At 60.3% G+C, this 22,141-nt stretch carries 20 protein-coding genes and 1 pseudogene; 9 read left to right on the top strand and 12 right to left on the bottom strand.

The features are described from left to right. Positions 1–615, bottom strand: a 615-nt coding sequence (locus tag GIW02_RS23400; protein ID WP_236422101.1) for a pyruvate kinase, incomplete at its 3' end; no start/stop codon positions are given. Between the two features lie 175 nt (positions 616–790). On the opposite strand from GIW02_RS23400, the gene GIW02_RS23395 reads away from it, so the two are divergent. Both GIW02_RS23395 and GIW02_RS23390 read left to right on the top strand, forming a co-directional pair. Continuing rightward, the gene (locus GIW02_RS23395; RefSeq protein ID WP_236414217.1) at positions 791–1,165 is read left to right on the top strand and encodes a tol-pal system YbgF family protein; all 375 of its coding nucleotides are present in this window, start codon (positions 791–793) and stop codon (positions 1,163–1,165) included. Between the two features lie 225 nt (positions 1,166–1,390). Continuing rightward, positions 1,391–1,750 carry a PilZ domain-containing protein gene (locus GIW02_RS23390; protein ID WP_236414214.1) on the top strand — a complete coding sequence of 120 codons (360 nt, stop codon included), beginning with the start codon at positions 1,391–1,393 and terminating at the stop codon, positions 1,748–1,750. A 65-nt stretch (positions 1,751–1,815) separates the two neighbouring features. On the opposite strand, the gene GIW02_RS23385 is transcribed toward GIW02_RS23390, so the two are convergent. Genes GIW02_RS23385 through GIW02_RS23360 form a run of 6 tightly spaced genes read right to left on the bottom strand, consistent with a single transcriptional unit; the run spans position 1,816 to position 8,498 of the window. Further along, a complete protein-coding gene (locus GIW02_RS23385) occupies positions 1,816–3,147 on the bottom strand; it encodes a DUF58 domain-containing protein (protein WP_236414213.1) in 1,332 nt (443 codons plus the stop codon). Between the two features lie 7 nt (positions 3,148–3,154). Beyond that, positions 3,155–4,150, bottom strand: a complete 996-nt coding sequence (locus GIW02_RS23380) for an AAA family ATPase (protein ID WP_236414210.1) — start codon at positions 4,148–4,150, stop codon at positions 3,155–3,157. After that, positions 4,147–5,316, bottom strand: coding sequence for a DUF4350 domain-containing protein (locus tag GIW02_RS23375; RefSeq protein ID WP_236414208.1), 1,170 nt, complete (start codon positions 5,314–5,316; stop codon positions 4,147–4,149). Before GIW02_RS23375 ends, GIW02_RS23380 begins: the two co-directional genes overlap by 4 nt. Next, the gene (locus GIW02_RS23370) at positions 5,313–6,842 is read right to left on the bottom strand and encodes a DUF4129 domain-containing protein (protein WP_236414206.1); all 1,530 of its coding nucleotides are present in this window, start codon (positions 6,840–6,842) and stop codon (positions 5,313–5,315) included. Before GIW02_RS23370 ends, GIW02_RS23375 begins: the two co-directional genes overlap by 4 nt. Further along, on the bottom strand, positions 6,829–7,809 hold the full coding sequence (locus tag GIW02_RS23365; RefSeq protein WP_236414203.1) for a stage II sporulation protein M: 981 nt from the start codon (positions 7,807–7,809) through the stop codon (positions 6,829–6,831). The genes GIW02_RS23370 and GIW02_RS23365 overlap by 14 nt, the downstream gene beginning before the upstream one ends. Beyond that, positions 7,806–8,498, bottom strand: coding sequence for an RDD family protein (locus GIW02_RS23360; RefSeq protein WP_236414202.1), 693 nt, complete (start codon positions 8,496–8,498; stop codon positions 7,806–7,808). The genes GIW02_RS23365 and GIW02_RS23360 overlap by 4 nt, the downstream gene beginning before the upstream one ends. A 167-nt stretch (positions 8,499–8,665) precedes the next feature. On the opposite strand from GIW02_RS23360, the gene sbcB reads away from it, so the two are divergent. After that, positions 8,666–10,093, top strand: a complete 1,428-nt coding sequence (gene sbcB / locus GIW02_RS23355) for an exodeoxyribonuclease I (protein ID WP_236422099.1) — start codon at positions 8,666–8,668, stop codon at positions 10,091–10,093. A 90-nt stretch (positions 10,094–10,183) separates the two neighbouring features. Here the strand turns inward: sbcB and mvaT are convergent, their stop codons facing one another. Then, on the bottom strand, positions 10,184–10,558 hold the full coding sequence (gene mvaT, locus GIW02_RS23350) for a histone-like nucleoid-structuring protein MvaT (protein WP_005790963.1): 375 nt from the start codon (positions 10,556–10,558) through the stop codon (positions 10,184–10,186). Positions 10,559–10,908: 350 nt separating this feature from the next. Between mvaT and purU the strand changes: the two genes are divergently transcribed. After that, complete coding sequence (gene purU, locus GIW02_RS23345; RefSeq protein ID WP_236414198.1) at positions 10,909–11,757, top strand: formyltetrahydrofolate deformylase; 849 nt, start codon at positions 10,909–10,911, stop codon at positions 11,755–11,757. Between the two features lie 84 nt (positions 11,758–11,841). Further along, entirely contained in the window at positions 11,842–12,027 is a 186-nt protein-coding gene (locus tag GIW02_RS23340; RefSeq protein WP_236414196.1) for a hypothetical protein, read from the top strand. 17 nt (positions 12,028–12,044) lie between these two features. Here the strand turns inward: GIW02_RS23340 and GIW02_RS27420 are convergent, their stop codons facing one another. Both GIW02_RS27420 and GIW02_RS27415 read right to left on the bottom strand, forming a co-directional pair. Further along, a complete protein-coding gene (locus tag GIW02_RS27420; RefSeq protein WP_456361661.1) occupies positions 12,045–12,809 on the bottom strand; it encodes a methyl-accepting chemotaxis protein in 765 nt (254 codons plus the stop codon). A gap of 93 nt (positions 12,810–12,902) precedes the next feature. After that, positions 12,903–13,934 (bottom strand): annotated as a pseudogene (locus GIW02_RS27415) (HAMP domain-containing protein); the annotation flags it as partial. 204 nt (positions 13,935–14,138) lie between these two features. Here GIW02_RS27415 and GIW02_RS23330 point away from each other — a divergent pair. Further along, on the top strand, positions 14,139–15,617 hold the full coding sequence (locus GIW02_RS23330) for a helicase HerA-like domain-containing protein (protein WP_236419180.1): 1,479 nt from the start codon (positions 14,139–14,141) through the stop codon (positions 15,615–15,617). Between the two features lie 4 nt (positions 15,618–15,621). Here the strand turns inward: GIW02_RS23330 and GIW02_RS23325 are convergent, their stop codons facing one another. Further along, positions 15,622–16,077 (bottom strand): DciA family protein, encoded by a 456-nt coding sequence (locus tag GIW02_RS23325; protein ID WP_236419179.1) that lies wholly within the window; start codon positions 16,075–16,077, stop codon positions 15,622–15,624. A gap of 305 nt (positions 16,078–16,382) precedes the next feature. Between GIW02_RS23325 and secA the strand changes: the two genes are divergently transcribed. The 3 genes from secA (at position 16,383) to GIW02_RS23310 (ending at position 21,423) form a co-directional block, all read left to right on the top strand. Next, positions 16,383–19,118, top strand: a complete 2,736-nt coding sequence (secA, locus tag GIW02_RS23320; protein WP_236419177.1) for a preprotein translocase subunit SecA — start codon at positions 16,383–16,385, stop codon at positions 19,116–19,118. Positions 19,119–19,241: 123 nt separating this feature from the next. Further along, positions 19,242–20,459 (top strand): bifunctional glutamate N-acetyltransferase/amino-acid acetyltransferase ArgJ, encoded by a 1,218-nt coding sequence (gene argJ / locus GIW02_RS23315; RefSeq protein WP_236422097.1) that lies wholly within the window; start codon positions 19,242–19,244, stop codon positions 20,457–20,459. A 19-nt stretch (positions 20,460–20,478) separates the two neighbouring features. After that, entirely contained in the window at positions 20,479–21,423 is a 945-nt protein-coding gene (locus GIW02_RS23310; RefSeq protein WP_236411571.1) for a Nudix family hydrolase, read from the top strand. 125 nt (positions 21,424–21,548) lie between these two features. Here GIW02_RS23310 and GIW02_RS23305 read toward each other — a convergent pair whose 3' ends face one another. After that, the gene (locus GIW02_RS23305; protein ID WP_236411572.1) at positions 21,549–22,127 is read right to left on the bottom strand and encodes a cob(I)yrinic acid a,c-diamide adenosyltransferase; all 579 of its coding nucleotides are present in this window, start codon (positions 22,125–22,127) and stop codon (positions 21,549–21,551) included. Positions 22,128–22,141: the final 14 nt, after the last annotated feature.

Here is a 22,141-nt window from a genome sequence, read left to right as displayed (position 1 = left end):
GGCGTATTCCATGTCGGCAGCGTCGCGTGGGAAGGACACCGCGAGGTAGTCCACTTCCATTTCAGCGGCGAGCTTGATGTCGGCTTTGTCTTTTTCAGTCAGGGCCGGCGCCGTCAGGCCACCACCGCGACGGTTGATGCCTTTGTGGTCGGACAGCGGGCCGCCGATGATCACGGTGCAATGCAGTTCGGTCGGGGTTGCGGTGTCGACGCGCATCACCACACGGCCGTCGTCCAGCAGCAGTTCGTCACCGACGCCGCAATCCTTGACCAGGTCCGGGTAGTCGATACCCACAACCTGCTGGTTGCCTTCGGTCAGCGGGTGGCTGGTGGAAAACGTGAACGTGTCACCGATCTTCAGTTCGATCCGCTTGTTGGCGAATTTGGCGATACGGATTTTCGGGCCTTGCAGGTCACCCAGCAATGCCACGAAGCGGCCATGCTTGGCGGCCAGGTCACGCACCAGCTTGGCGCGAGCCTTGTGCTCGTCCGGGGTGCCGTGGGAGAAGTTCAGACGGGCAACGTCCAAACCAGCCAGAATCAGCTGTTCGAGGACTTCCGGCGAGTTGCTGGCCGGGCCAAGGGTGGCGACGATTTTGGTACGACGGACGGACATGCACAGACTCCTGAGTTCAAGCGCTGAGGAAGGCTACTATGCTCTTTCGTTGTAGTCATTGTTCGTTTGCACTACTTATCGACGATCGGCTTGTTTTCGCTGCAACTGAATAGACGAACAACCTTGAAGATTTTCTGCGAGGGGTCGATACACTGCACAAGACAGGAGAACCCTCATGCGAATTTTGCTCATTGCTGCCCTGGCCGTCAGTGTTGTCGGCTGCACCCGCTGGTCGATGGACCATCACTTGAACAACGCGTACCGCGCGTACAAGGTCGGTGACTGCGAGCGCGTCACCCTGGAGTTATCCCAGGTCGACCGAGAAAGCCGTACCCGTCGTTATGTGCAACCCGAAGTTTCGATGTTGCGCGGTCAATGCCTGGAGCGGCAGAAGTTGTTCGTGGACGCGGTACAGACCTATCAATTCATCATCAATCAGTACCCGTCGAGTGAGTACGCTTACCGTGCTCGCGCAAGGCTGGACACCCTGCAGCAACTGGGGCACTACCCCGGCGCACGCGCCGCGCAGCCGCGTCCGGCCTCTTTATAATGATATTCGTCATTTCATAACTGGCCTGCTGGCAGTCTTGGGCTATCCTTTGAATGTTCATTTGTACAAGTTTGCACTTGAATGAATGCGAGGCCCGGACTCGGCAGCTGTCCAGTGACAAGATGTTGTCTGTTGTCACACCGGGATCCAGGGAGAGCGAGCGGCGTTGCTCGTTCCGAATCACTGGCAAGGCCAGAATAGTGGCCACAGGATGGCGATCTCACCATGTTTACCGACCGACGGATCGAGCGGCATCAGTTACCTTATTTCCTGCAAGTGTTTAACCGCGTCACCGACAAGCCCATCGGGTTTTTGGGGAATGTCTCGGAAGACGGGCTGATGTTGATCAGCCAATTGCCCATGATGGTGGACGTGGATTTCGAGCTGCGCTTGAAAATCCCCGGAGCGGACGACACCTTCCATCCTATCGACCTCACGGCCACCTGCTTGTGGAGTCATGAGGATATCAACCCGCAGCATTACGATTCGGGGTTCTGCGTGCTCAAGGCGTCCGAGGAATATGGGCAACTGATTAACGTGTTGCTGGCCTATTTCAGCTTTGATCCCTTGCAGGCTTCGGCCTAGTTTCGGCGCGTTGTCGACCCGGTTTGGGTGCTTCCGGCCCTGACTGTGGTCGCGCGCGCTTTTTTTCAGAGCACGCCCGCTTTTTTCCAACCCAGGTAGCGCGTTACCAAGGCTGCGCCCAATTCCCGTGGTGGAGTATCCAGCACTGACAGCCCATGGGCGCTCAAGCGATCGTGCAGTTCATCCCGGCTGTTGAGGTAGTCGACGGTGCCGCTGTACGCCAGCGCTTGCGGTAAAGTCTGTACCGGGGCTTGGCGCAGTTGGTCGAGTACTTCCTCGCGCAAACTGGCCACCAGCACCCTGTGTTGGCGGCTGATGCGCTTGACCGCAGTCAGTAGCGCCTCATCGTCTTCATCTCGCAGGTTGGTGACCACTATCACCAACGCCCTTCGTTTTTGCCGCGCCAGCAGTTGGCTTGCCGCGGCTTGGTAATCGGCGGTTCGTCGGGTGGTGTCCAGGTCGTATACGGCGTTGAGCAACAGGTTCAATTGGCTGCTTCCCTTGACCGGCGCCAGGTAGCGCGACTGCTCACCGGCAAAGGTGCACAGCCCCACGGCATCACCCTGGCGCAAGGCCACATAGCTGAGAAGCAGACACGCGTTGAGCGCGTGGTCGAAGTGCGACAGTTCGTCATCCTGGCTGCGCATGCGTCGGCCACAATCAAGCATGAACACGATCTGCTGGTCGCGCTCATCCTGGTATTCCCGCGCGATGGGCGTTCGTTGCCGGGCGGTGGCCTTCCAGTCGATCTGCCGCAGGCTGTCACCCTCGCGAAATTCGCGCAGTTGATGAAACTCCAGCCCCAACCCCCGTCGAGGGTGCTGGCGCACCCCCAACTGACTCAGCCAGTTATCCACACCCAGCAACTGTGCGCCGTACAGCCGCGCGAAATCGGGATAGACGCGGGTGGCATCGTGGACCTCGATAAAGCGCCGTGACGACCACAGGCCCAATGGGCTGGGCAAATGCACTTCGCAAAGGCTGAAACTGAAGTGTCCGCGTCGCACCGGACGCAGGCGATACCCCAGCTCACTGCGCTCACCGGGGCGCAGCTCGATGGGCTGGGGCATGTGCTCCAGCGTCAGGCCGTCGGGAGCATGATCGAACACCTGCACTGTCAGCGGCTGCGGGTAGTCATGTTCCAGCACCAGGCGTACTTCACCCCAGCGTCCCAGGGCCAGGCTGCCGGGCATCTGCCGTTGCACTCGCGGGGATGGGCGCCGACGCTGGCGCAGGGCGTCCAGCATGGCCAGCAGCAATAGCGCCAGGAGCAAGCCCCACGCCACTGAATGCAGCGTGTCCGGCACCTTGAGCTGCAAGGCTGCCGCAGTGCCCAGCAGGATGTTCAGGCCTAGCAACACGCCAAGCCAGGCCAGCAGCAGACGAGTCGGCTTCATGGGCGGGTCATTGCCGAGGCGCCGGAATCTGGTCCAGCAGTTGCTTGAGCACCTGGTCGACCTCCAGCCCGTCGATGTCCAGCTCGGGTGCAATACGCACCCGATGGCGCAATACTGCCAGCGCGCAGCCCTTGATGTCGTCCGGGGTGACAAACTCCCCGCCGCGTAACAGTGCCCGGGCGCGGGCGCCACGCACCAGAGCGATAGAGGCCCGTGGTCCGGCGCCAATGGCCAGCCCCGGCCAGCTGCGGGTGGCGCGTGCCAGGCGCACGGCGTAGTCGAGTACTTGCTCATCCAGGGCCAACTCGCTGGCGATCTGCTGCAGCTGCAGTACGTCTTCGGCCAGCAGCACGCGCTGCAACGGATGCACATCGAGCATGTCGGCCCGGGACGAGCGCGTCACTTCGCGCACCATTTGCAGTTCCTGTTGCGCGTCCGGATAGTCCATGCGTACTTTCAGCATGAAACGGTCCAGTTCAGCTTCTGGCAGAGGGTAGGTGCCTTCCTGTTCGATGGGGTTCTGAGTCGCCAGCACCATGAACGGTTGACCGATGGGCAAGGCCTCGCCTTCGAGGGTGACCTGGCGCTCCTGCATGGCTTCGAGCAGGGCGGCCTGGGTCTTGGCCGGGGCCCGGTTGATTTCGTCGGCGAGCAACAGGTGGGTGAATACCGGCCCCTTACGCAACTTGAATTGTTCGGTGTGCAAGTCGTACACGGCGTGGCCGGTGACATCGCTGGGCATCAGGTCGGGTGTGAACTGGATGCGTGTGAAATCACCGTCGAAACAGCGCGCCAGGGCACGTACCAGTAAGGTTTTGCCCAGCCCTGGCACCCCTTCGAGCAACACATGGCCGCCTGCGATCAGGGCGGTCAGGACATCATCGATCACCGCGTCCTGACCCATCACCGCTTTGCGCAGCTCGGCGCGCAGGGCCTGGGCCTGCGCGCTTGCATGCTGCACGGTTTCGGTGGTCAGGGCAGTGGCGCTTGGAATTTCGCTCATAGGGCATTCCTGAGTGTTTGCAGGCATGCCACCTGCCGGCTGAAATCGGCGCTGGAAAGCCGTTTTGCCGGAAGTGGGCCGAGGGCCTGGCTGATGATATGAGAGGGTTGGCGCGTCAGGTGTTCAAGTACCTGCCACTGGTCTGCGTTGTCGAGGTGTTCAAAACCCGGATGTCGGCGCCGGGCGGCGCGCAGGATGTCGCGCTGCAAGGCAAGCAGCAGGGTGCCCTGGCCGCTGCGGCGCAGCAGGAAGTCGGCACTGGCTTTCAAGTGTTCCTGCAACTGCCGACGCGCCTTGGGGGCAGGCGCCTGGATCGGACCCTGGCGCATGCCTGCGTGCCACAGCGCCAGGGCGACCAAGGTCAGGAGTGCTACCACGGCCTGGGGGAAATACCGCAGAAGCAGGGTGAGCAGGTCGTCGAAATCGCTGTTGAACAACAGGGTCACGGCCGTGCCCTGGTTCAGGTACCACAGCAGCCAGGCATTGTCGTGTTTGCCGATGTCCGGGGTTTTCCATAGCTCACTGTCGGTGATCACCGTAACGCTGCCGTCCCCGAGATCGAGTTGCATCAGGTGACTTGAGCGGGCGCTGTTGGCCGAAAACTGCGCCAGGTGCTTGGGGTCGGTGAGGTTGAAGTCGGTGTCGAAGCTGAAATAGGCTGGCGCGGTTTCATTGTCGACATACAGCTTGGTCAGGTCCGGCGCTTTCTTCTTGAGCCGTTTGGCAGGGGCAGGCTCGGTGTCTTCCGGCTCGTCACTCAAGGCCTGGCGGATAGCCAGACGGTCGAGCAACAGGTCACCGCTTTTGCCGGTTTCTTCGTCCCACAGTGCTTCGGCAACCACCAGCAGATGACCGCCGGATTTGGCCCAGTCAAGCAGTTGCTGGACTTGGCGCGGCGGCATGTTGCTGCGTTCGCCCAGTATCAGGAGGCTATTGCCTTTGGCGGGCAGGGTCGCCAATCGGTCCAGGCTATTGGCGTGTTCCACGGCCAAGCCGTGCTCACGCAGAAAGTGTTCGGCCGCCAGATAAGGGTTCGCCAGGGCTTCTGGAGAGGGACCTCGGTCCACCACAACGTCGTAGGGAATTGCCTTGGTCCACGCGTAAAAGCCGCCAGCGCCGAGCAGGCAGACCAACAGTATCCCCAACCACAGGAAAGCGCGCTTCATCGGGCGCCCCCCGAGCTGAACAGGCTGCGCCAATCACTGCAGAGTTTTTGCTGGGCCGAGGGTGGTGGAAGGTGATGGCCATAGGCGAGGTTTTGCCAATGTCGGGTCAATTCGTCGCTGAAGGCAAGGAGTTGCGGTTGTTGCAATTGGCGAACACGCTCCAGCACCTGACCTTCGGTGTCGGCGCTTTTGAGCGGCAGGTTGAAGTCATGCAACAAGTGGCTGAGCAGGCCGCGATACAGCAGGCCGAGGGCTTCCCTGGGTTGGGTGGCCCACAGTTGCTCAGCGGTGCTGGCGACATCCTCGGGCAAGGTCGCAGTACCCAGTTCCAGACCGAACAATTGCGTGGGCACGGGTTTTCGGGCGTTGGGTTGACGTGCCCCGCGGCGACTGACAAAGGCGTGCAGCCAGTCGCGATAGCGCCATACCAGCAAGGCCGCGGCACCGATCAGAACGCTCCATAGCAACACTTCAAGCCCCTGGGCGACGTGCTTGAAGGTGTTGCTGTTGAAGTTATCCAGCAGCGCCTGCAGCCAGGCCGGGAGTTTGCCATCGCGGTGTACCTTGTTTTTGGTCGCGGGTTTTTCGTCGCCAAAGCGATAGCGGGTGACTGTTTCGGGGTTTTTGAATGGGGGCTGGCCCAGCAGTGATTTGATTGATTGGCTCGCGCCTTGGGTGCTCAGTGGCTTGGGGGGCGCAGTGGCGTCGGCCATGACGGGTGGGCTCAAGGGCAGCAACGTCAGCCCGATGACAAGCAACAACACGGCAGCCGCGCTGCTCAAGCGTTGGCGAAGGCGTCGGAATACCAGCTCCAGGTCCCAGGCTTCCAGGGTGGTGCGGCGGTTGAGGTAGAGGCTGAAACCACAGGCGACATAAATAGGCTCCCAAAACACCAGGATCAGCGCGTAGACGGCGTTACCCAGGTGTTCCAGCCATAACCCTTCCGAGCCGGTCGCCAGCGCCAGGCGCTGCCAGTCCCAATCCATTTCGAGTTGCTGGGGAATCAATAGATAGAACAGCGCCATGCACCCGAACCACAGACCGATCTCCAGGTGAACCCCGACGATGGTCAGCCAGCGTGCGGCACCGGCATTGCGTTGCTGCAGCACACCCAGGCGTTTTTGCCGCGCCTCACCATCCAGGCCTTCGAGCTGGCTCACCGGCATGACAAAGCTGCGGCTCAGGCTGAAGCGCCGCCAGGTCAGGCTGGCCAGCAGTTGACCCTTCAGCAGTCGTGGCCACTGGCGTACGGCTTGCTTGACGCTGGGTTTTTCGCCAAACAGGGTCTTGGACAGGATATACAACGGCAGGCGGTCGAAGGCCGGCTTGAGCCACCAGAACAGGAACATGGCGGTGGACGGGTATTTCCACAGCAGCGCGGTGAGCAATACGAATACTGGCAGTGTTACCAGCGCCCAACTGCTCATCAATAGCAGGCGATGTTCGCGTGCCATCAACCCACCCAGGTCCATGGCTTCCCAGGCGGTGCGCGGGCGAATCACCACGCTGGCATCACTCAGGCGCATGGCGGCTCCTTCCTGCAAGGCACAGGTAGGCGCCCATCAGCAGCCACAGGGCGGCGCCCACCAGGTATTTGACCCAGGGGGTTACCCCGGTGGTAGAGGACCAGTAAGCCTCGATAAACGCGGCAATGACCAGGAACACCATGACACCACAGAGCATTTGCACGCTTTTGCGTGCAGCCAGCCGCAGGGATTCGCCACGGGTGAGGTGCCCAGGGGCGATCAGTGCCCAGCCCAGTTGCAACCCCGCGGCCCCGGCCAGGGCGATGGCACTCAGTTCGAACGCGCCATGGCCGATGACGAAGGACCAGAAGGTTTGGCCATAGCCGATTTCTGTCAGGTGCCCGGAGACCGCACCGATGACCAAACCGTTGAAAACCAGGAAGAACACACTGCCCAGGCCGAACATCAGCCCTGCGGCAAATGTCTGGAAGGCGATGCCGATGTTATGCATCACGTAGTAGCCGAACATCATCCAGTCTTCGCTCGATGCACGCTCGGCGGCGCGCCCCAGGCGACTGGCATCCGGGTCGTACATGCCCTGCATCTCTGCCACCTGCTGGGGGCTGACGATGCTGTAGATCATGTCGGGAAACAGGTAAACCAGCAGGGCGATGCCCACCAGGCTGCCAAAGAACAGCAGGCTGGCGATCAGGACAAAACGCCACTGTTGCCGCACCAGCCGAGGAAAATCGGCCAGTACAAAACTCATTACGCTCGCCGCCAACTGGCTGCGGTGACGATACAGTTGTTGGTGGCCGCGCAGGGCCAGTTGTTGTAACGGGTCAACGAGGTAGCTGCTGTAGCCACGCTCCTGGGCCAAGGCCAGGTGCTGGCACAGGCGCCGGTATTGATGAGGGAAATCGGCCACTTCATCAGGCTTGGCCTTGCCTTGTTCCAACTGCGTGAGTTGCTCGGCAAAGGTTCGCCATTGGGCCTGGTGACGGCTTTCGAACAGGCTTTGCTTCATGTTGGCCCCAACAGGCCACGGGCCACACCATTGAGTTGCTCCACCGCGCGAGCCGGGGATACCTGCAAAGGCGTGGCAAGGATCGAAGCCAGCTCGTGCACGCGTTCGGCTGAGAGTTCACCCTGACGCTCGGCGAAGCCCAGGATGGCCCGCTGTTCGTTCAGGTCCAGGGCAAACGGCAGGCGCAGTGCGGTCGCTTGAGGCACCTTGGGGCGCACAAGCGGGAGTTCGCGGTAGATCACCAGGGTGCCGGCGGCCAGGTCGCCAAGGCGTTTGAAGTGAGGGTGCTGCAGGCAACTGATTGCGCCAAGAAAGTAGCCGAAAGGCAGCATATCGACAAACCGCAGCAGGTTGCGAATCAGTGACGCCGACCAGCCGATCGGGGCGCCGTCATCCTGAACGACGCGCAGGCCCATCACCTGTTTGCCCGGAGAGCAGCCTTGGTTGAGCACCTCGAAGAGCACCATGTACCACCAACTGATCAGGAACAGCAGCAGCGAGCCCAGGCCGATGCCTATATTGCCAAGCAAGGCCAATGGCACCAGCAGCACGCCCATGACCACTCCTCGCACACCCAGGTCGAAGGCAAACGCCAGCGCGCGTGGCACCAGGCCGGCCGGGCGCAGGGGGAGATCGATACCTTCCGGGGTCTCGATCAGGAAGCGGGTGTCCAATGGGGCTGATGGCATCGCGATCCTTGGCAGTGCAGGGCGGCTCGGAGACACGGATGCTAGCAGTGTCGGCGATGGAAGCAACCACTCAAGGTTTTGCTGGATATTTATACAGCCTAATCGGCGCTGGCCTCGGACGCTGTTCAGCGCCTAGACTTCGCTGATCTTCAGTACAGGAAACGCCCGTGACCTCCATTTTCTGGTACGACTATGAAACCACCGGCATCAACCCCCGTAGCGACCGACCCCTCCAGGTAGCCGGCATTCGTACCGACCTCGAACTCAACGAGATCGACGCTGCGGTCAACCTTTACTGCCTGCCAGGCGACGATATCCTGCCTCATCCGGCCGCCTGTGCGATTACCGGTATCACCCCAGCGATACTCGCGGAAAAAGGCTTGGCCGAGGCCGACTTCATGACCCGCGTACATGCCGAACTGGCGGCGCCGGGCACCTGCGGGGCGGGTTACAACACCTTGCGCTTTGATGATGAGATGACGCGCTACAGCCTGTATCGCAACTTCTTCGACCCCTATGCCCGCGAGTGGCAGGGTGGCAACAGCCGCTGGGATTTGATCGACGTGGTTCGCACCGCCTACGCCCTGCGCCCGGAAGGCATTGAGTGGCCGCAGCAGAATGGGCGCGTCACGCTCAAGCTGGAGCGCCTGACTGCCGCCAACGGTATCGACCATGGCCAGGCCCACGATGCGTTGTCCGATGTGCGCGCCACGATCGCCTTGGCCCGGCTCGTTCGCGAGAAACAACCCAAGCTGTACGACTGGCTGTTTCAGCTTCGCAGCAAGCAGCGGGTAATGGATCAGGTGCGCCTGTTGCAACCGATGGTGCATATTTCCGGGCGTTTCTCGGCCGAGCGGCATTACGTGGGGGTGGTAATGCCGTTGGCCTGGCACCCGCGCAATCGCAACGCGCTGATCGTCTGCGACCTCGGACTCGACCCCCAAGCGCTGCTGGAACTGGATGCGGACAGCTTGCGCCAACGGCTTTACACCCGCCGTGACCAGCTTGCAGAGGGTGAATTGCCGGTGCCACTGAAATTGGTGCATATCAATCGCTGCCCGGTGGTCGCGCCGCTGAATGTGCTGCGGGCCGAAGACCGTGAACGTCTGCACTTGGATATGACTCTTTATCAGCAACGGGCGCTGCGGCTAACTGACGCACAGGAACTTTGGCGCGATAAGTTGGCGGTCATTTATGCCTTGGAAGATTTTGCACCGAGTACAGACCCGGAGCAGCAGCTGTACGACGGTTTTATCGGGGATCGCGATCGGCGTTTATGTGAACAAGTCCGGGAGGCGGACCCTGCCCAATTAGCACGCCAGCCGTGGCCTTTTGATGATCAGCGTTTACCTGAATTATTGTTTCGCTACCGCGCACGCAACTTCCCCGAGACGTTGAATATTGAGGAGCAACAACGCTGGACACTTTTTTGCCAGCAACGTTTGTCCGACCCTGAGTGGGGGGCACCGAATACCCTTGAGGCATTTAATCTGGCACGGATGGAGTTGGCCGCAAGTGCCACGCCGTATCAGTGTGAGGTGCTGGAGCAGTGGCAGCAATATGCCGACTCTTTAGCGGCCAGGATGAACCTGTAATCGGTATTTTCCAGAACGAGCAGGCAATAAAAAACGCCAGCAAGCTGGCGTTTTTAAAGTTGTCGCGTAACAGGCGCAGGCCCTGTGAGCTTAGCCCAGCAGGGTAGCCCAGCCTTCAACCACGTCGCCGCCCCACTTGGCTTTCCACTCTTTCAGCGTTTTGTGGTTGCCACCTTTGGTTTCAATCACTTCGCCATTGTGCGGGTTTTTGTATTGTTTGACCTTGCGAGCACGCTTGGTGCCGGTAGTTTTCACAGCGCCACGGGGTGCTTTAACTTTCGACTCTGGATCCAGCAGCGCGATGATGTCACGCAGGGATTTGGAGTATTCACCCATCAGGGTGCGCAATTTGCCTTCGAATTCCAGCTCGGTTTGCAGTTTGTCGTCTTGGGACAGGTTCTTCAAACGGGCTTGCAGCTCTTTGATAGCTTCTTCGGTGGCACGGTATTCGTTGATCAGAGACATGTGGACTACCTTATGTAGAGCGCTGATTGACAGGGCGAGTGGCCCAATAATAGTCACGCGGTTTGCCCAAGTAAACATTTAAGGTCGCATTTATGTGAATTACGTTGAATGTTTGTAGCGCTGTGAAGCAATCGAGTTAATTACTAGGTTGTAGCGCTAAAGATAATTCCCTTCAACGTTGAGGAATATCCAGAGTACGGCAGAGTAAATTCATACTAAGGGGGTAAAGCCTTAGGCTATTAAGGGCCATGGCGCGGGCCGGTGATCAGAATATGCGTTAACGAATACTGCAGTTTTCCTGCGTAATCGCTAGAATGGCGGCCTTTGCGAAGTTCTGGAGTTTTCCCCTAATGCGCACTTTTCGGCTGGTGATTGCTTGCCCGGACCGGGTCGGCATCGTTGCCAAAGTCAGTAACTTTCTGGCCTCTCACAACGGTTGGATCACCGAGGCGAGCCATCACTCGGACAATCTCAGCGGTTGGTTCTTCATGCGTCACGAGATTCGTGCCGACACGCTGCCCTTCGGCCTGGAGGCGTTCCGCGAGGCGTTTGCGCCGATCGCCGAAGAGTTTTCGATGACGTGGCACATCACCGACACCGAGCAGAAAAAACGCGTGGTGCTGATGGCCAGCCGCGAATCCCACTGCCTGGCTGACTTGCTGCACCGCTGGCACAGCGACGAGCTGGACTGCGAGATTGCCTGTGTGATTTCCAACCATGACGACCTGCGCAGCATGGTCGAGTGGCATGGCATCCCGTACTACCATGTGCCGGTCAACCCTCAGGACAAGGAGCCGGCGTTCGCCGAGGTTTCCCGCCAGGTCAAGCAGCACGAAGCCGATGTGGTGGTGTTGGCGCGCTACATGCAAATCCTGCCGCCGGAACTGTGCCGCGAATACGCCGGCAAGGTGATCAACATTCACCACAGTTTCCTGCCGTCGTTTGTCGGTGCCAAGCCTTACCACCAGGCGTCCCTGCGCGGCGTGAAGCTGATCGGTGCGACCTGCCACTACGTCACCGAAGAGCTGGACGCCGGTCCGATCATCGAGCAGGACGTGGTACGTGTCAGCCATAGCGACAGCATTGAAGACATGGTGCGTTTCGGTCGTGACGTCGAGAAGATGGTGCTGGCCCGTGGCCTGCGTTATCACCTCGAAGATCGCGTACTGGTGCATGGCAATAAAACCGTGGTGTTCTGATTGCCACGTTTTGATTGAAACAACAGGGGCCTGGGCGTTAAATCGTCCCAGGCCTTTTTTTTGCCTGCCGTTGAGGATTGATCGATGAGCGATCCATTGGACAAAGCCACTTCCAAAGCGCCGGCGACCCTGGGGGAGGGGTGCTTGAGCCGATATGACCCGGATGCCCTGGACAGTGAAGACGGCACCGATTTTCCGGGTGCCGCCGAGCTGTGGGAGCGCGAGCAGGACAAGGCCGAGCCCGCACGTGGGAAACTGCCCGCCGATTAACGGGGCGGGCGCTGGGGTCAAATTCGGAAACTGCCCACCAACTGTTTCAAACGTGAGGCCTGGTGCTCCAGATCGGCACAGGCGCGCAGGGTCGATTGCAGGTTTTCCACGCCTTCCTGGTTGAGAGTGTTGATCTCGGTAATGTCCATGTTGATCGACTCGACCACCGAGGTCTGTTCCTCGGTGGCGGTGGCGACCGACTGGTTCATGCCATCAATCTCGCCGATGCGCAGGGTTACGCTGTTGAGGCGCTCACCGGCCAGGTTGGCGATTTCCACGCTGTCATGGCTGTGGCGCTGGCTCTCGCCCATGGTGCTGACCGAATCCCGGGCGCCAACTTGCAGTTCCTCAATCATTTTTTGCACCTGTTGCGCCGATTCCTGGGTGCGATGGGCCAGGTTGCGCACCTCATCGGCAACCACCGCAAACCCGCGCCCGGCTTCGCCTGCGCGGGCCGCTTCGATCGCAGCGTTCAGGGCCAACAGGTTGGTCTGCTGAGAAATGCTGGTGATCACTTCAAGAATCTGGCCGATATTCACCGTCTTGCTGTTCAGTGCTTCGATGTTGCTGCTGGAAGCGCTGATCATTGCGGACAGCTGCGTCATCGCCTTGATGTTGCGTTCCACCACCTGTTGACCATCTTCGGCCAAGTGCCTTGCATCGCTGGCCTGGCTGGACGCTTGTGCTGCGTTACGCGCGATTTCCTGGGCGGCGGCCCCCAGCTCGTTGATGGCGGCAGCCACGCTGTTGGTGCGGTTGGCTTGCTCGTCGGAGTTGACCATCGACGAGTTGGAGGCGCTGACCACGCGCAAGGCCACTTCATTGACCTGCTCGGTGGCCGAGGACACTTCGCGGATCGATGTATGAATCCGCTCCACGAACCGGTTGAAAGCAATACCCAGTGTGCCGAATTCATCATGATTCTGGATGGCCAGGCGGCGTGTCAGGTCACCCTCGCCATCGGCGATGTCCTGCATGGCTTTGGTCATCACGTGCAGCGGTTGCAGCAGTAGGCGGATCAACATGCCGAGCAGGGCGATGATGATCGCCACGGCAATCAGGGTGGCGATGACGGCCGAAGTGCGGAATTCGCTGAGCATGGCGAAGGATTTGTCTTTATCCACCGAAATGCCGAGGTACCAGTTCACCGAGGGCAGGCCCTTGATCGGTGTGAAGGTCACGATGTTGTCCTTGCCGTTGGCCTCGACTTCGCTGAAGTCGCCACTGATCTTGGGTGTGTTTTTCGGGTACACGTCGGCCAGGGTCTTCATCACCAGGTTTTTGTCTGGATGGACCAGTACCTTGCCGTCGGCGCTGACCAGGAACGCATAGCCCATGCCGCCAAAGTTCAGCGCGCCGATGTTATCCACCAGGGTTTGCAGGCTCAGGTCGCCACCTACCACGCCGATGCTCTGGCTGCCCTTGGCGCTAGGGGTAGCGATGGAAATGATCAGCTTGCCGGTAGCCGCATCGATATAGGGTTCGGTCAGCGTTGAACCGTTGCTGCCCTGGGCGCCTTGATACCAGGGCCGCACACGTGGGTCGAAACCGTCCGGCATCTTGGTGTCGGGGCGGATGGTGAAGGCGCCTTTACTGTCGCCCACGTAGGTTGCCATGAACGAGGACGTCAGCGTTTTCTGCTCGAGCAGGCTGGCAACGGCCGATTGCTCTGGGTTGATCGCGATGTTTTGCGCGGCGTTTTCCACCAGGGCAATGCGACCGGTCAGCCAGGTCTGGATATTACTCGCGGTGACATCGCCCATTTCATGCAGGTAGCTGTTCAGGTCATCGCGGATCGCGTTGCGTTGCAGGTAATCGTTGTAGAGGGTGAACAAGGCGAACGCGGCGATGACGATAAGGGCGGCTGCCAGCAGGATTTTGTGGCTGAAACGCAGATTTTTATTCATGGCTTGTAGGGTCCGCTAAGGTCTTAATATCCCAAGCGCGTCCTTGTGGGATGCGCAAAATGGCAGCGTTGAAAAAGGTGTGATACTTCTTGTGGTAGTTCTAGAGGTCCCTGTAGGAACTACCTGACCGATTTTTAGACTTTGTGGGTCTTACAATTGCCTGTATCGACCTGGCGACAGTAAAGATTAACCGTGGGTGACCAAATGCCTGATTCATCGCAACTCCTTATCGGCGCAGACCTTTCTGGCCAGCCCATTGCGCAGTCCATGCGCCTGGCCAACCGTCACGGGCTGATCGCCGGCGCCACCGGCACGGGCAAGACCGTCACCTTGCAACGCCTGGCCGAAGCGTTCAGTGACGCCGGCGTGGCGGTGTTTGCCGCAGACATCAAGGGTGACCTGTGCGGCCTGGGCGCGGCGGCCAACCCGCAGGGCAAGGTTGCCGAACGCATCGCCGGGATGCCCTTCCTCAATTACACGGCCAAGGCTTATCCGGTGACGTTGTGGGACATCCACGGGCAGTCCGGTCATCCGTTGCGCACTACCATCAGTGAAATGGGCCCTTTGCTGCTCGGCAGCCTGCTGGAGCTTACCGACAGCCAGCAGTCAGCCCTTTATGCGGCCTTCAAGGTGGCGGACCGCGAAGGCTTGCTGTTGCTCGACCTCAAGGACCTCAAGGCACTGCTCAACCACCTGCGCTATCACCCGGAACTGCTCGGCGAAGATGCTGCGTTGATGACCACCGGCTCCAGCCAGGCGCTGTTGCGGCGCTTGGCGGTGCTGGAGCAGCAGGGCGCCGAAGCCTTGTTCGGTGAACCGGCCCTGCAGCTTGAAGATATTCTGCAACCTGCCGGCGACGGACGTGGGCGCATCCATCTGTTGGACGCCAGCCGCCTGGTGCACGAAGCGCCCAAGGTGTACGCGACGTTCCTGTTGTGGTTGCTGGCCGAGCTGTTCGAGCAATTGCCCGAGCGCGGTGATGCCGACAAACCGTTGCTGGCGCTGTTCTTCGACGAGGCCCATTTGCTGTTTGCCGATACGCCCAAGGCGTTGCAGGACCGTCTGGAGCAGGTGGTGCGCTTGATTCGCTCCAAAGGCGTCGGCGTGTATTTCGTCACGCAATCGCCGGGTGACCTGCCAGACAGCGTATTGGCGCAACTGGGCCTGCGCATCCAGCATGGCCTGCGGGCGTTCACCACTAAAGAGCAGAAATCCTTGCGCGCGGTGGCCGATGGCTTCCGGCCGAACCCGACGTTCGATGCCTTGGCGGTGCTGACCGAGCTGGGCACCGGTGAGGCGTTGGTGGGCACCTTGCAGGAAAAAGGCACGCCGGAAGTCGTCCAGCGCGTGCTGGTGGCACCGCCGCAATCGCGGATCGGGCCGTTGAGCGCGGCGGAACGCGCAGCGTTGGTGGCCAGTTCGCCGTTGCAGGGGCGCTATGACAAACCGGTTGACCGAGAATCCGCTTATGAGGTGCTGATGGCACGCAAGGACCTGGGGCCGGCCGAAGAGGCCAAGCCGGCGGCCGAGGAACCGAGTTTTACCGATAAGGCCGGCGCGTTTCTGGGAACGGCGGCGGGCAAGGCGCTGAAATCTGCCATGCAACAAGCCGCCAATCAGATGGGGCGGCAACTGGTGCGGGGGTTGTTGGGGTCGTTGCTGGGCGGCAGCAAACGCAAATAGCGGCTCAGGCCTTGGGCTTGGCGTGGGCTGCCAGTCGCTCAAGGGCGGCGCGCAAGCCCGGGTCGCTGATCCCGTCGGCCGTGGCCTGAATGGTTTCGGCCGCATTCGCCGACAAATCCATGGTATGCCCCACCGCGCCTTGCTGGACGGTGGGCGGTTGCACCTTGAACTGAATGCGCATCAAGCTGGCGAATTCATCAAAGGCCATCAATTGCCGCTGCAGGCGTTTCTGCTGATAACGCAAACGGGTCGCCCAATGACCGTCGGTGACAATTAATAGCAAATTACCTTCACGCCACGACGCCACGTGACAATGTTCGCGTGCGGCAGGTTGCAGCTGGCTCTCGAGCAGGCGTTGCAAATGGCCCAAGCGTTGCGCATGGCCAAAGATGGCTTTGAGCGGCTTGGCTTCGCGAAGCAACACGCTGGGCGCGCGGGCTGTAAGAGGGCGAAATGCCATGATTAGACACCTTAGGTAACAGAGCGGCCATGTTAGCAGAAAGCGCCTGTACGCCCCCAGGCAATGCATGCGCAGGACTTTGCCCGCAAAATCAATAGGTAACTTCTGCATTCCATGGGTTGAAGTTCGCGCAAAAGCCCTTATTTTAAACAAGCCCTCTCACAGCTCCATGCCAGCATCGGGGAACAACGCCACTTTCCTCACCCACGAATCCGGGTAGAATGCGCGTTCGCATGCGGCCGTGAGGGCTGCTCGGGCCACTCACGGTGCGCCCTCCATCCCTATGTGTGGAAGAACCTGCCGATATGTTTGCGCCTTTGTTAAAGAAACTTTTTGGAAGCAAGAATGAGCGCGAAGTCAAACGCATGCTCAAGACGGTGCAGCTGGTCAATGCCTTCGAAGAGCAGATGGTTGCCCTTTCGGACGAGCAATTGCGCGCCAAGACCGAAGAGTTCAAGGCCCGCATAGCCAAAGGTGAAACCCTCGACAAGCTGCTGCCCGAAGCCTTTGCGGTCGCCCGTGAAGCCGGTAAGCGTGTCATGGGCATGCGCCACTTCGACGTCCAGTTGATCGGCGGCATGACCTTGCATGAAGGCATGATTGCCGAAATGCGTACCGGTGAAGGCAAGACCCTGGTGGCAACCCTGGGCGTTTACCTCAACGCATTGTCCGGCAAGGGCGTGCACGTTGTGACGGTGAACGACTACCTGGCCCGCCGGGACGCCAACTGGATGCGCCCGCTGTATGAATACCTCGGCCTGACTGTCGGCGTGGTAACGCCGTTCCAGCCGCCGGAAGAAAAGCGCGCGGCCTACGCCTGCGACATTACCTACGGCACCAACAACGAATTCGGTTTCGACTACCTGCGCGACAACATGGCGTTCAGCATGGATGAAAAATTCCAGCGCGAACTCAACTTTGCCGTGATCGACGAAGTCGACTCCATCCTGATCGACGAAGCCCGTACCCCGCTGATCATCTCCGGCCAGGCCGAAGACAGCTCGCGCCTGTACACCGAGATCAACAAATTGATCCCGCGTCTGGAGCAGCACATCGAGGAAGTGGAAGGCGTGGTGACCAAAGAAGGTCACTTCAGCATCGACGAGAAGACCCGCCAGGTCGAACTCAACGAAGCCGGTCACCAGTTTGTCGAAGAGATGCTGACCCAGATCGGCGAGCTGGCCGAGGGTGAAAGCCTGTACTCGGCGCACAACCTGGGCCTGCTGACCCACGTGTATGCTGGCCTGCGCGCTCACAAGCTGTTCCATCGCAACGTCGAATACATCGTGCAGGACGGCCAGGTTGTATTGGTCGACGAACACACCGGCCGTACCATGCCGGGTCGTCGCCTGTCCGAAGGCTTGCACCAGGCCATCGAAGCGAAGGAACACCTCAACATCCAGGCTGAAAGCCAGACGTTGGCGTCCACTACCTTCCAGAACTACTTCCGTCTGTACAACAAACTGTCCGGCATGACCGGTACGGCCGACACCGAAGCGTTCGAATTCCACCAGATCTACAGCCTGGCCGTGATGGTGATCCCACCGAACAAGCCGCTGGCGCGTAAAGATTTCAACGACCTGGTGTTCCTGACTGCCGAAGAGAAATACGCGGCAATCATCAACGACATCAAGGACGGTCTGGCCCAGGGTCGCCCGATCCTGGTGGGTACCGCGACCATCGAGACTTCCGAGCACGTGTCCAACCTGCTCAACAAGGAAGGCATCGAGCACAAGGTCCTCAACGCCAAGTTCCACGAAAAAGAAGCCGAGATCATCGCCCAGGCCGGTCGCCCAGGCGCACTGACCATCGCCACCAACATGGCCGGTCGTGGTACCGACATTCTGTTGGGCGGCAACTGGGAAGTGGAAGTGGCTTCGCTGGACAACCCGACCCCTGAGCAAATCGCCCAGATCAAGGCTGACTGGCAGAAGCGCCACCAGGCTGTGCTGGAATCCGGCGGCCTGCAGGTGATCGCGTCCGAGCGTCACGAATCGCGCCGTATCGACAACCAGCTGCGTGGCCGTGCCGGCCGTCAGGGTGATGCCGGTTCGAGCCGCTTCTACCTGTCGCTGGAAGACAGCCTGATGCGTATCTTCGCCTCTGATCGGGTGAAGAACTTCATGAAGGCCCTGGGCATGCAGTCCGGTGAAGCGATCGAGCACCGCATGGTGACCAACGCCATCGAGAAGGCGCAGCGCAAGGTTGAAGGTCGTAACTTCGACATTCGTAAGCAACTGCTCGAGTTCGATGACGTCAACAACGAACAGCGTAAAGTGATCTATCACATGCGTAACACGTTGCTGGCCGCCGACAACATTGGCGAGACCATCGCCGATTTCCGTCAGGACGTACTGAACGCCACCGTCAGCGCGCATATCCCGCCACAGTCCCTGCCTGAGCAGTGGGATGTCGCCGGTCTGGAAGCCGCGTTGAAGAGCGACTTCGGTGTCGACCTGCCGGTCCAGCAATGGCTCGACGACGACGACCACCTGTACGAAGAAACACTGCGCGAGAAGCTGATGACCGAGCTTCTGGCCGCGTACAACGAGAAAGAAGAGCAAGCGAGTGCCGAAGCACTGCGCACCTTCGAGAAACAAATCGTACTGCGCGTGCTGGATGACCTGTGGAAAGACCACCTGTCGACCATGGACCACCTGCGTCACGGCATCCACCTGCGTGGCTACGCCCAGAAGAACCCTAAGCAGGAGTACAAGCGCGAGTCGTTCACGCTGTTCTCCGAACTGCTGGATTCGATCAAGCGCGATTCGATTCGCGTGCTGTCCCACGTTCAGGTGCGTCGCGAAGACCCGATCGAGGAAGAAGCTCGTCTGCGTCAGGAAGCCGAAGCACTGGCCGCCCGCATGCAGTTCCAGCACGACGAAGCGCCGGGCCTGGAAGCGCCTGAGGTATTGGGCGAAGAGGTCGATGTGGCCTTGGCGCAAACCCCGGTTCGCAACGATCAGAAGCTGGGCCGCAACGAACTGTGCTGGTGCGGTTCGGGCAAGAAGTTCAAACACTGCCACGGCGAAATCAACTAAGATTTTTGCCTGACGCTGCTACACCCCGCGCCGCGACCGGCCTCTGCCGTCGCGGCGTTTTGCCATTAATTTCTCCGTCGATCACGACGGCACAGACATCATCTAATTTTAAGGAGCGCATTCATGGCTGTTGGTCTTGGTCCTTTGCCCACATTGCACCCGGTTGCCGGTTTTGAACTCGGTATCGCTTCGGCCGGCATCAAGCGCCCGGGGCGCAAGGATGTGGTGGTGATGCGCTGTGCCGAAGGCTCGACCGTTGCCGGTGTGTTCACGCTCAACGCTTTTTGCGCCGCGCCGGTGATCCTGGCCAAGCAACGCGTAGCTGGCCCGATCCGTTACCTGCTGACCAACACCGGCAATGCCAACGCCGGCACCGGCGAGCCTGGCCTGGTGGCTGCCGCACGTACCTGCGCCAAGCTGGCCCAGCTGACCGGCGTGGATGCCAGCCAAGTGCTGCCTTACTCCACAGGCGTGATCGGCGAGCCGCTGCCGGTCGAGAAAATCGAAGGTGCCCTGCAAGCTGCGCTGGATGACCTGTCGGTGGATAACTGGGCGGCTGCGGCTACCGGCATCATGACCACCGACACATTGCCCAAGGGCGCGAGCCGTCAGTTCGTGCACGATGGCGTCACCGTCACCGTGACCGGCATCAGCAAGGGCGCGGGCATGATCCGCCCGAACATGGCCACCATGCTCGGCTATATCGCCACCGACGCCAAAGTCTCCCGCGACGTGCTGCAGCGCCTGATGCTGGACGGCGCCAACAAGTCATTCAACCGCATCACCATCGATGGCGACACGTCGACCAACGACTGCTGCATGCTGATCGCGACTGGCCAGGCCAACCTGCCGGAAATCACCTCCACCGAGGGCCCGCTGTTCGCTGCGCTGAAGCAGGCGGTGTTTGAAGTGTGCATGGACGTGGCCCAGGCCATCGTGCGTGACGGCGAGGGCGCGACCAAATTTGTGACGGTCGAAGTCAACGGCGGCGGCAACCACCAGGAATGCCTGGATGTCGGCTACACCGTGGCCCACTCGCCACTGATCAAGACGGCGTTGTTCGCCTCCGACCCGAACTGGGGCCGCATTCTGGCCGCCGTTGGCCGTGCCGGCGTACCGGACCTGGACGTGAGCAAGATCGACGTGTTCCTCGGTGACGTGTGCATTGCCAGCAGTGGCGCCCGTGCCGAGACTTATACCGAAGCCCAGGGTTCGGCCGTGATGCAGCAGGAAGAAATCACCATCCGTATCGAGTTGGGTCGTGGCGAGTGCAGCGAAACCATCTGGACCACCGACCTGTCCCACGAGTACGTGAAGATCAATGCGGAATACCGCACCTGATAGCCAAGAGGTAAACGCGGTGAAACGAGTGCATGTAGCAGCAGCGGTGATCCGCGGTGTCGATGGCAGGATCCTGCTGGCGCGCCGTGCCGATACCCAGCATCAGGGCGGCCTCTGGGAGTTTCCCGGCGGCAAGGTGGAGGCCGATGAGTCGGTCGCCACCGCCTTGTCCCGCGAACTGCAGGAAGAGCTGGGCATCCAGGTCACCACGGCACGACCGCTGATCAAGGTGCAACACGACTACCCGGACAAGCAGGTGTTGCTGGATGTCTGGGAAGTCTCGGCCTTTACCGGCGAGCCTCATGGTGCAGAAGGGCAACCGTTGGAATGGGTGACACCGCGGGACTTGGTCAACTATGAGTTCCCCGCGGCTAACGCGCCGATTGTGGCGGCTGCGCGCTTGCCGGCTGAATACCTGATCACCCCTGGCGAACTGGAAACCCCAACACTGTTGCGTGGTATTCAGAAAGCTATTGCTGGCGGTATCAAGCTGGTTCAACTGCGTGCGCCCAACGGTTACGACCCCAAGTATCGTGACCTGGCAGTGGACGCTGTAGGCCTGTGTGCTGGCAAGGCGCAACTGATGCTCAAGGGGCCGTTTGAATGGCTCGGGGATTTCCCAGCGGCGGGCTGGCACATGACCTCGGCGCAATTGCGTAAGTACGCGAGCAAGGGGCGGCCACTGCCTAAGGATCGCTGGTTGGCAGCTTCGTGCCACAACGCTGAAGAACTGGCGCTGGCGGAGTTGATGGACGTGGACTTTGTCACGTTGTCGCCGGTGCAGCCGACTCAGACCCATCCTGATGCGCAGCCGTTGGGTTGGGAGCAGGCGGCAGCGTTGATCAGCGGGTTCAGCAAGCCGGTGTTTCTGCTGGGCGGGGTTGGGCCGGCTGAGCGGGAAAAGGCTTGGGAGGTTGGGGCTCAAGGTGTGGCAGGGATTCGGGCGTTCTGGCCGCAAGGTTGATGTTGCTCTGACTGGCCTCTTCGGGGGCAAGCCCCCTCCCACATTTGACCGAGTTCCACCTTTGGAATGCAGTCAAATGTGGGAGCGGGCTTGCTCGCGAAGGCGTCAGGGCAGACGCCTCATAATTAATGTGGCTTGGCCGCCGCCTGCCACAGCACTTCCGCCACACCCTGGCGCTTGGCAATCACCCGCGCCGCCACAAACAACAAATCCGACAACCTGTTGATATACGCCAACCCAACCCCCTCCAACGGTTCCACTGCATTCAGGTGCTGACACCGCCGCTCCGCGCTGCGCGCCAGGCTGCGGCATACATGGGCCTGGGCAATCAGCGCTGAGCCACCGGGCAGGATGAAGTTTTCCAGCGGCCCGACTTCTTCATTCCAGCGATCAATCGCGGCTTCCAGCCGATCCACCTCCGCTGCATTCAGCGCCTTGTAGACCGGCATCGCCAGCTCACCGCCCAGGTCAAACAGGCGGTGTTGGCAGGGGCTCAGTACCTCGATCACATCCTTCAGTTCCGGGTGCTGACCACTCTGTTCCTCAAGGCCGGCCAGCAGCAAGCCGAGCTGGCTGTTCAGCGTGTCGACTTCACCAATGGCCTCCACGCGCGGGTGGTCCTTGGGCACGCGGCGGCCGTCGCCCAGGCCGGTTTCGCCCTTGTCGCCGGTACGCGTGTAAATTTTCGACAGGCGAAAGCCCATGGTCAGTGCTCCAG

The organism is Pseudomonas syringae (assembly GCF_021606685.1).
Classification (GTDB): domain Bacteria; phylum Pseudomonadota; class Gammaproteobacteria; order Pseudomonadales; family Pseudomonadaceae; genus Aquipseudomonas; species Aquipseudomonas syringae_R.
The sequence above is the reverse complement of the archived record's forward strand: the minus strand, read 5'-3'. Positions and strand labels throughout refer to the sequence as shown.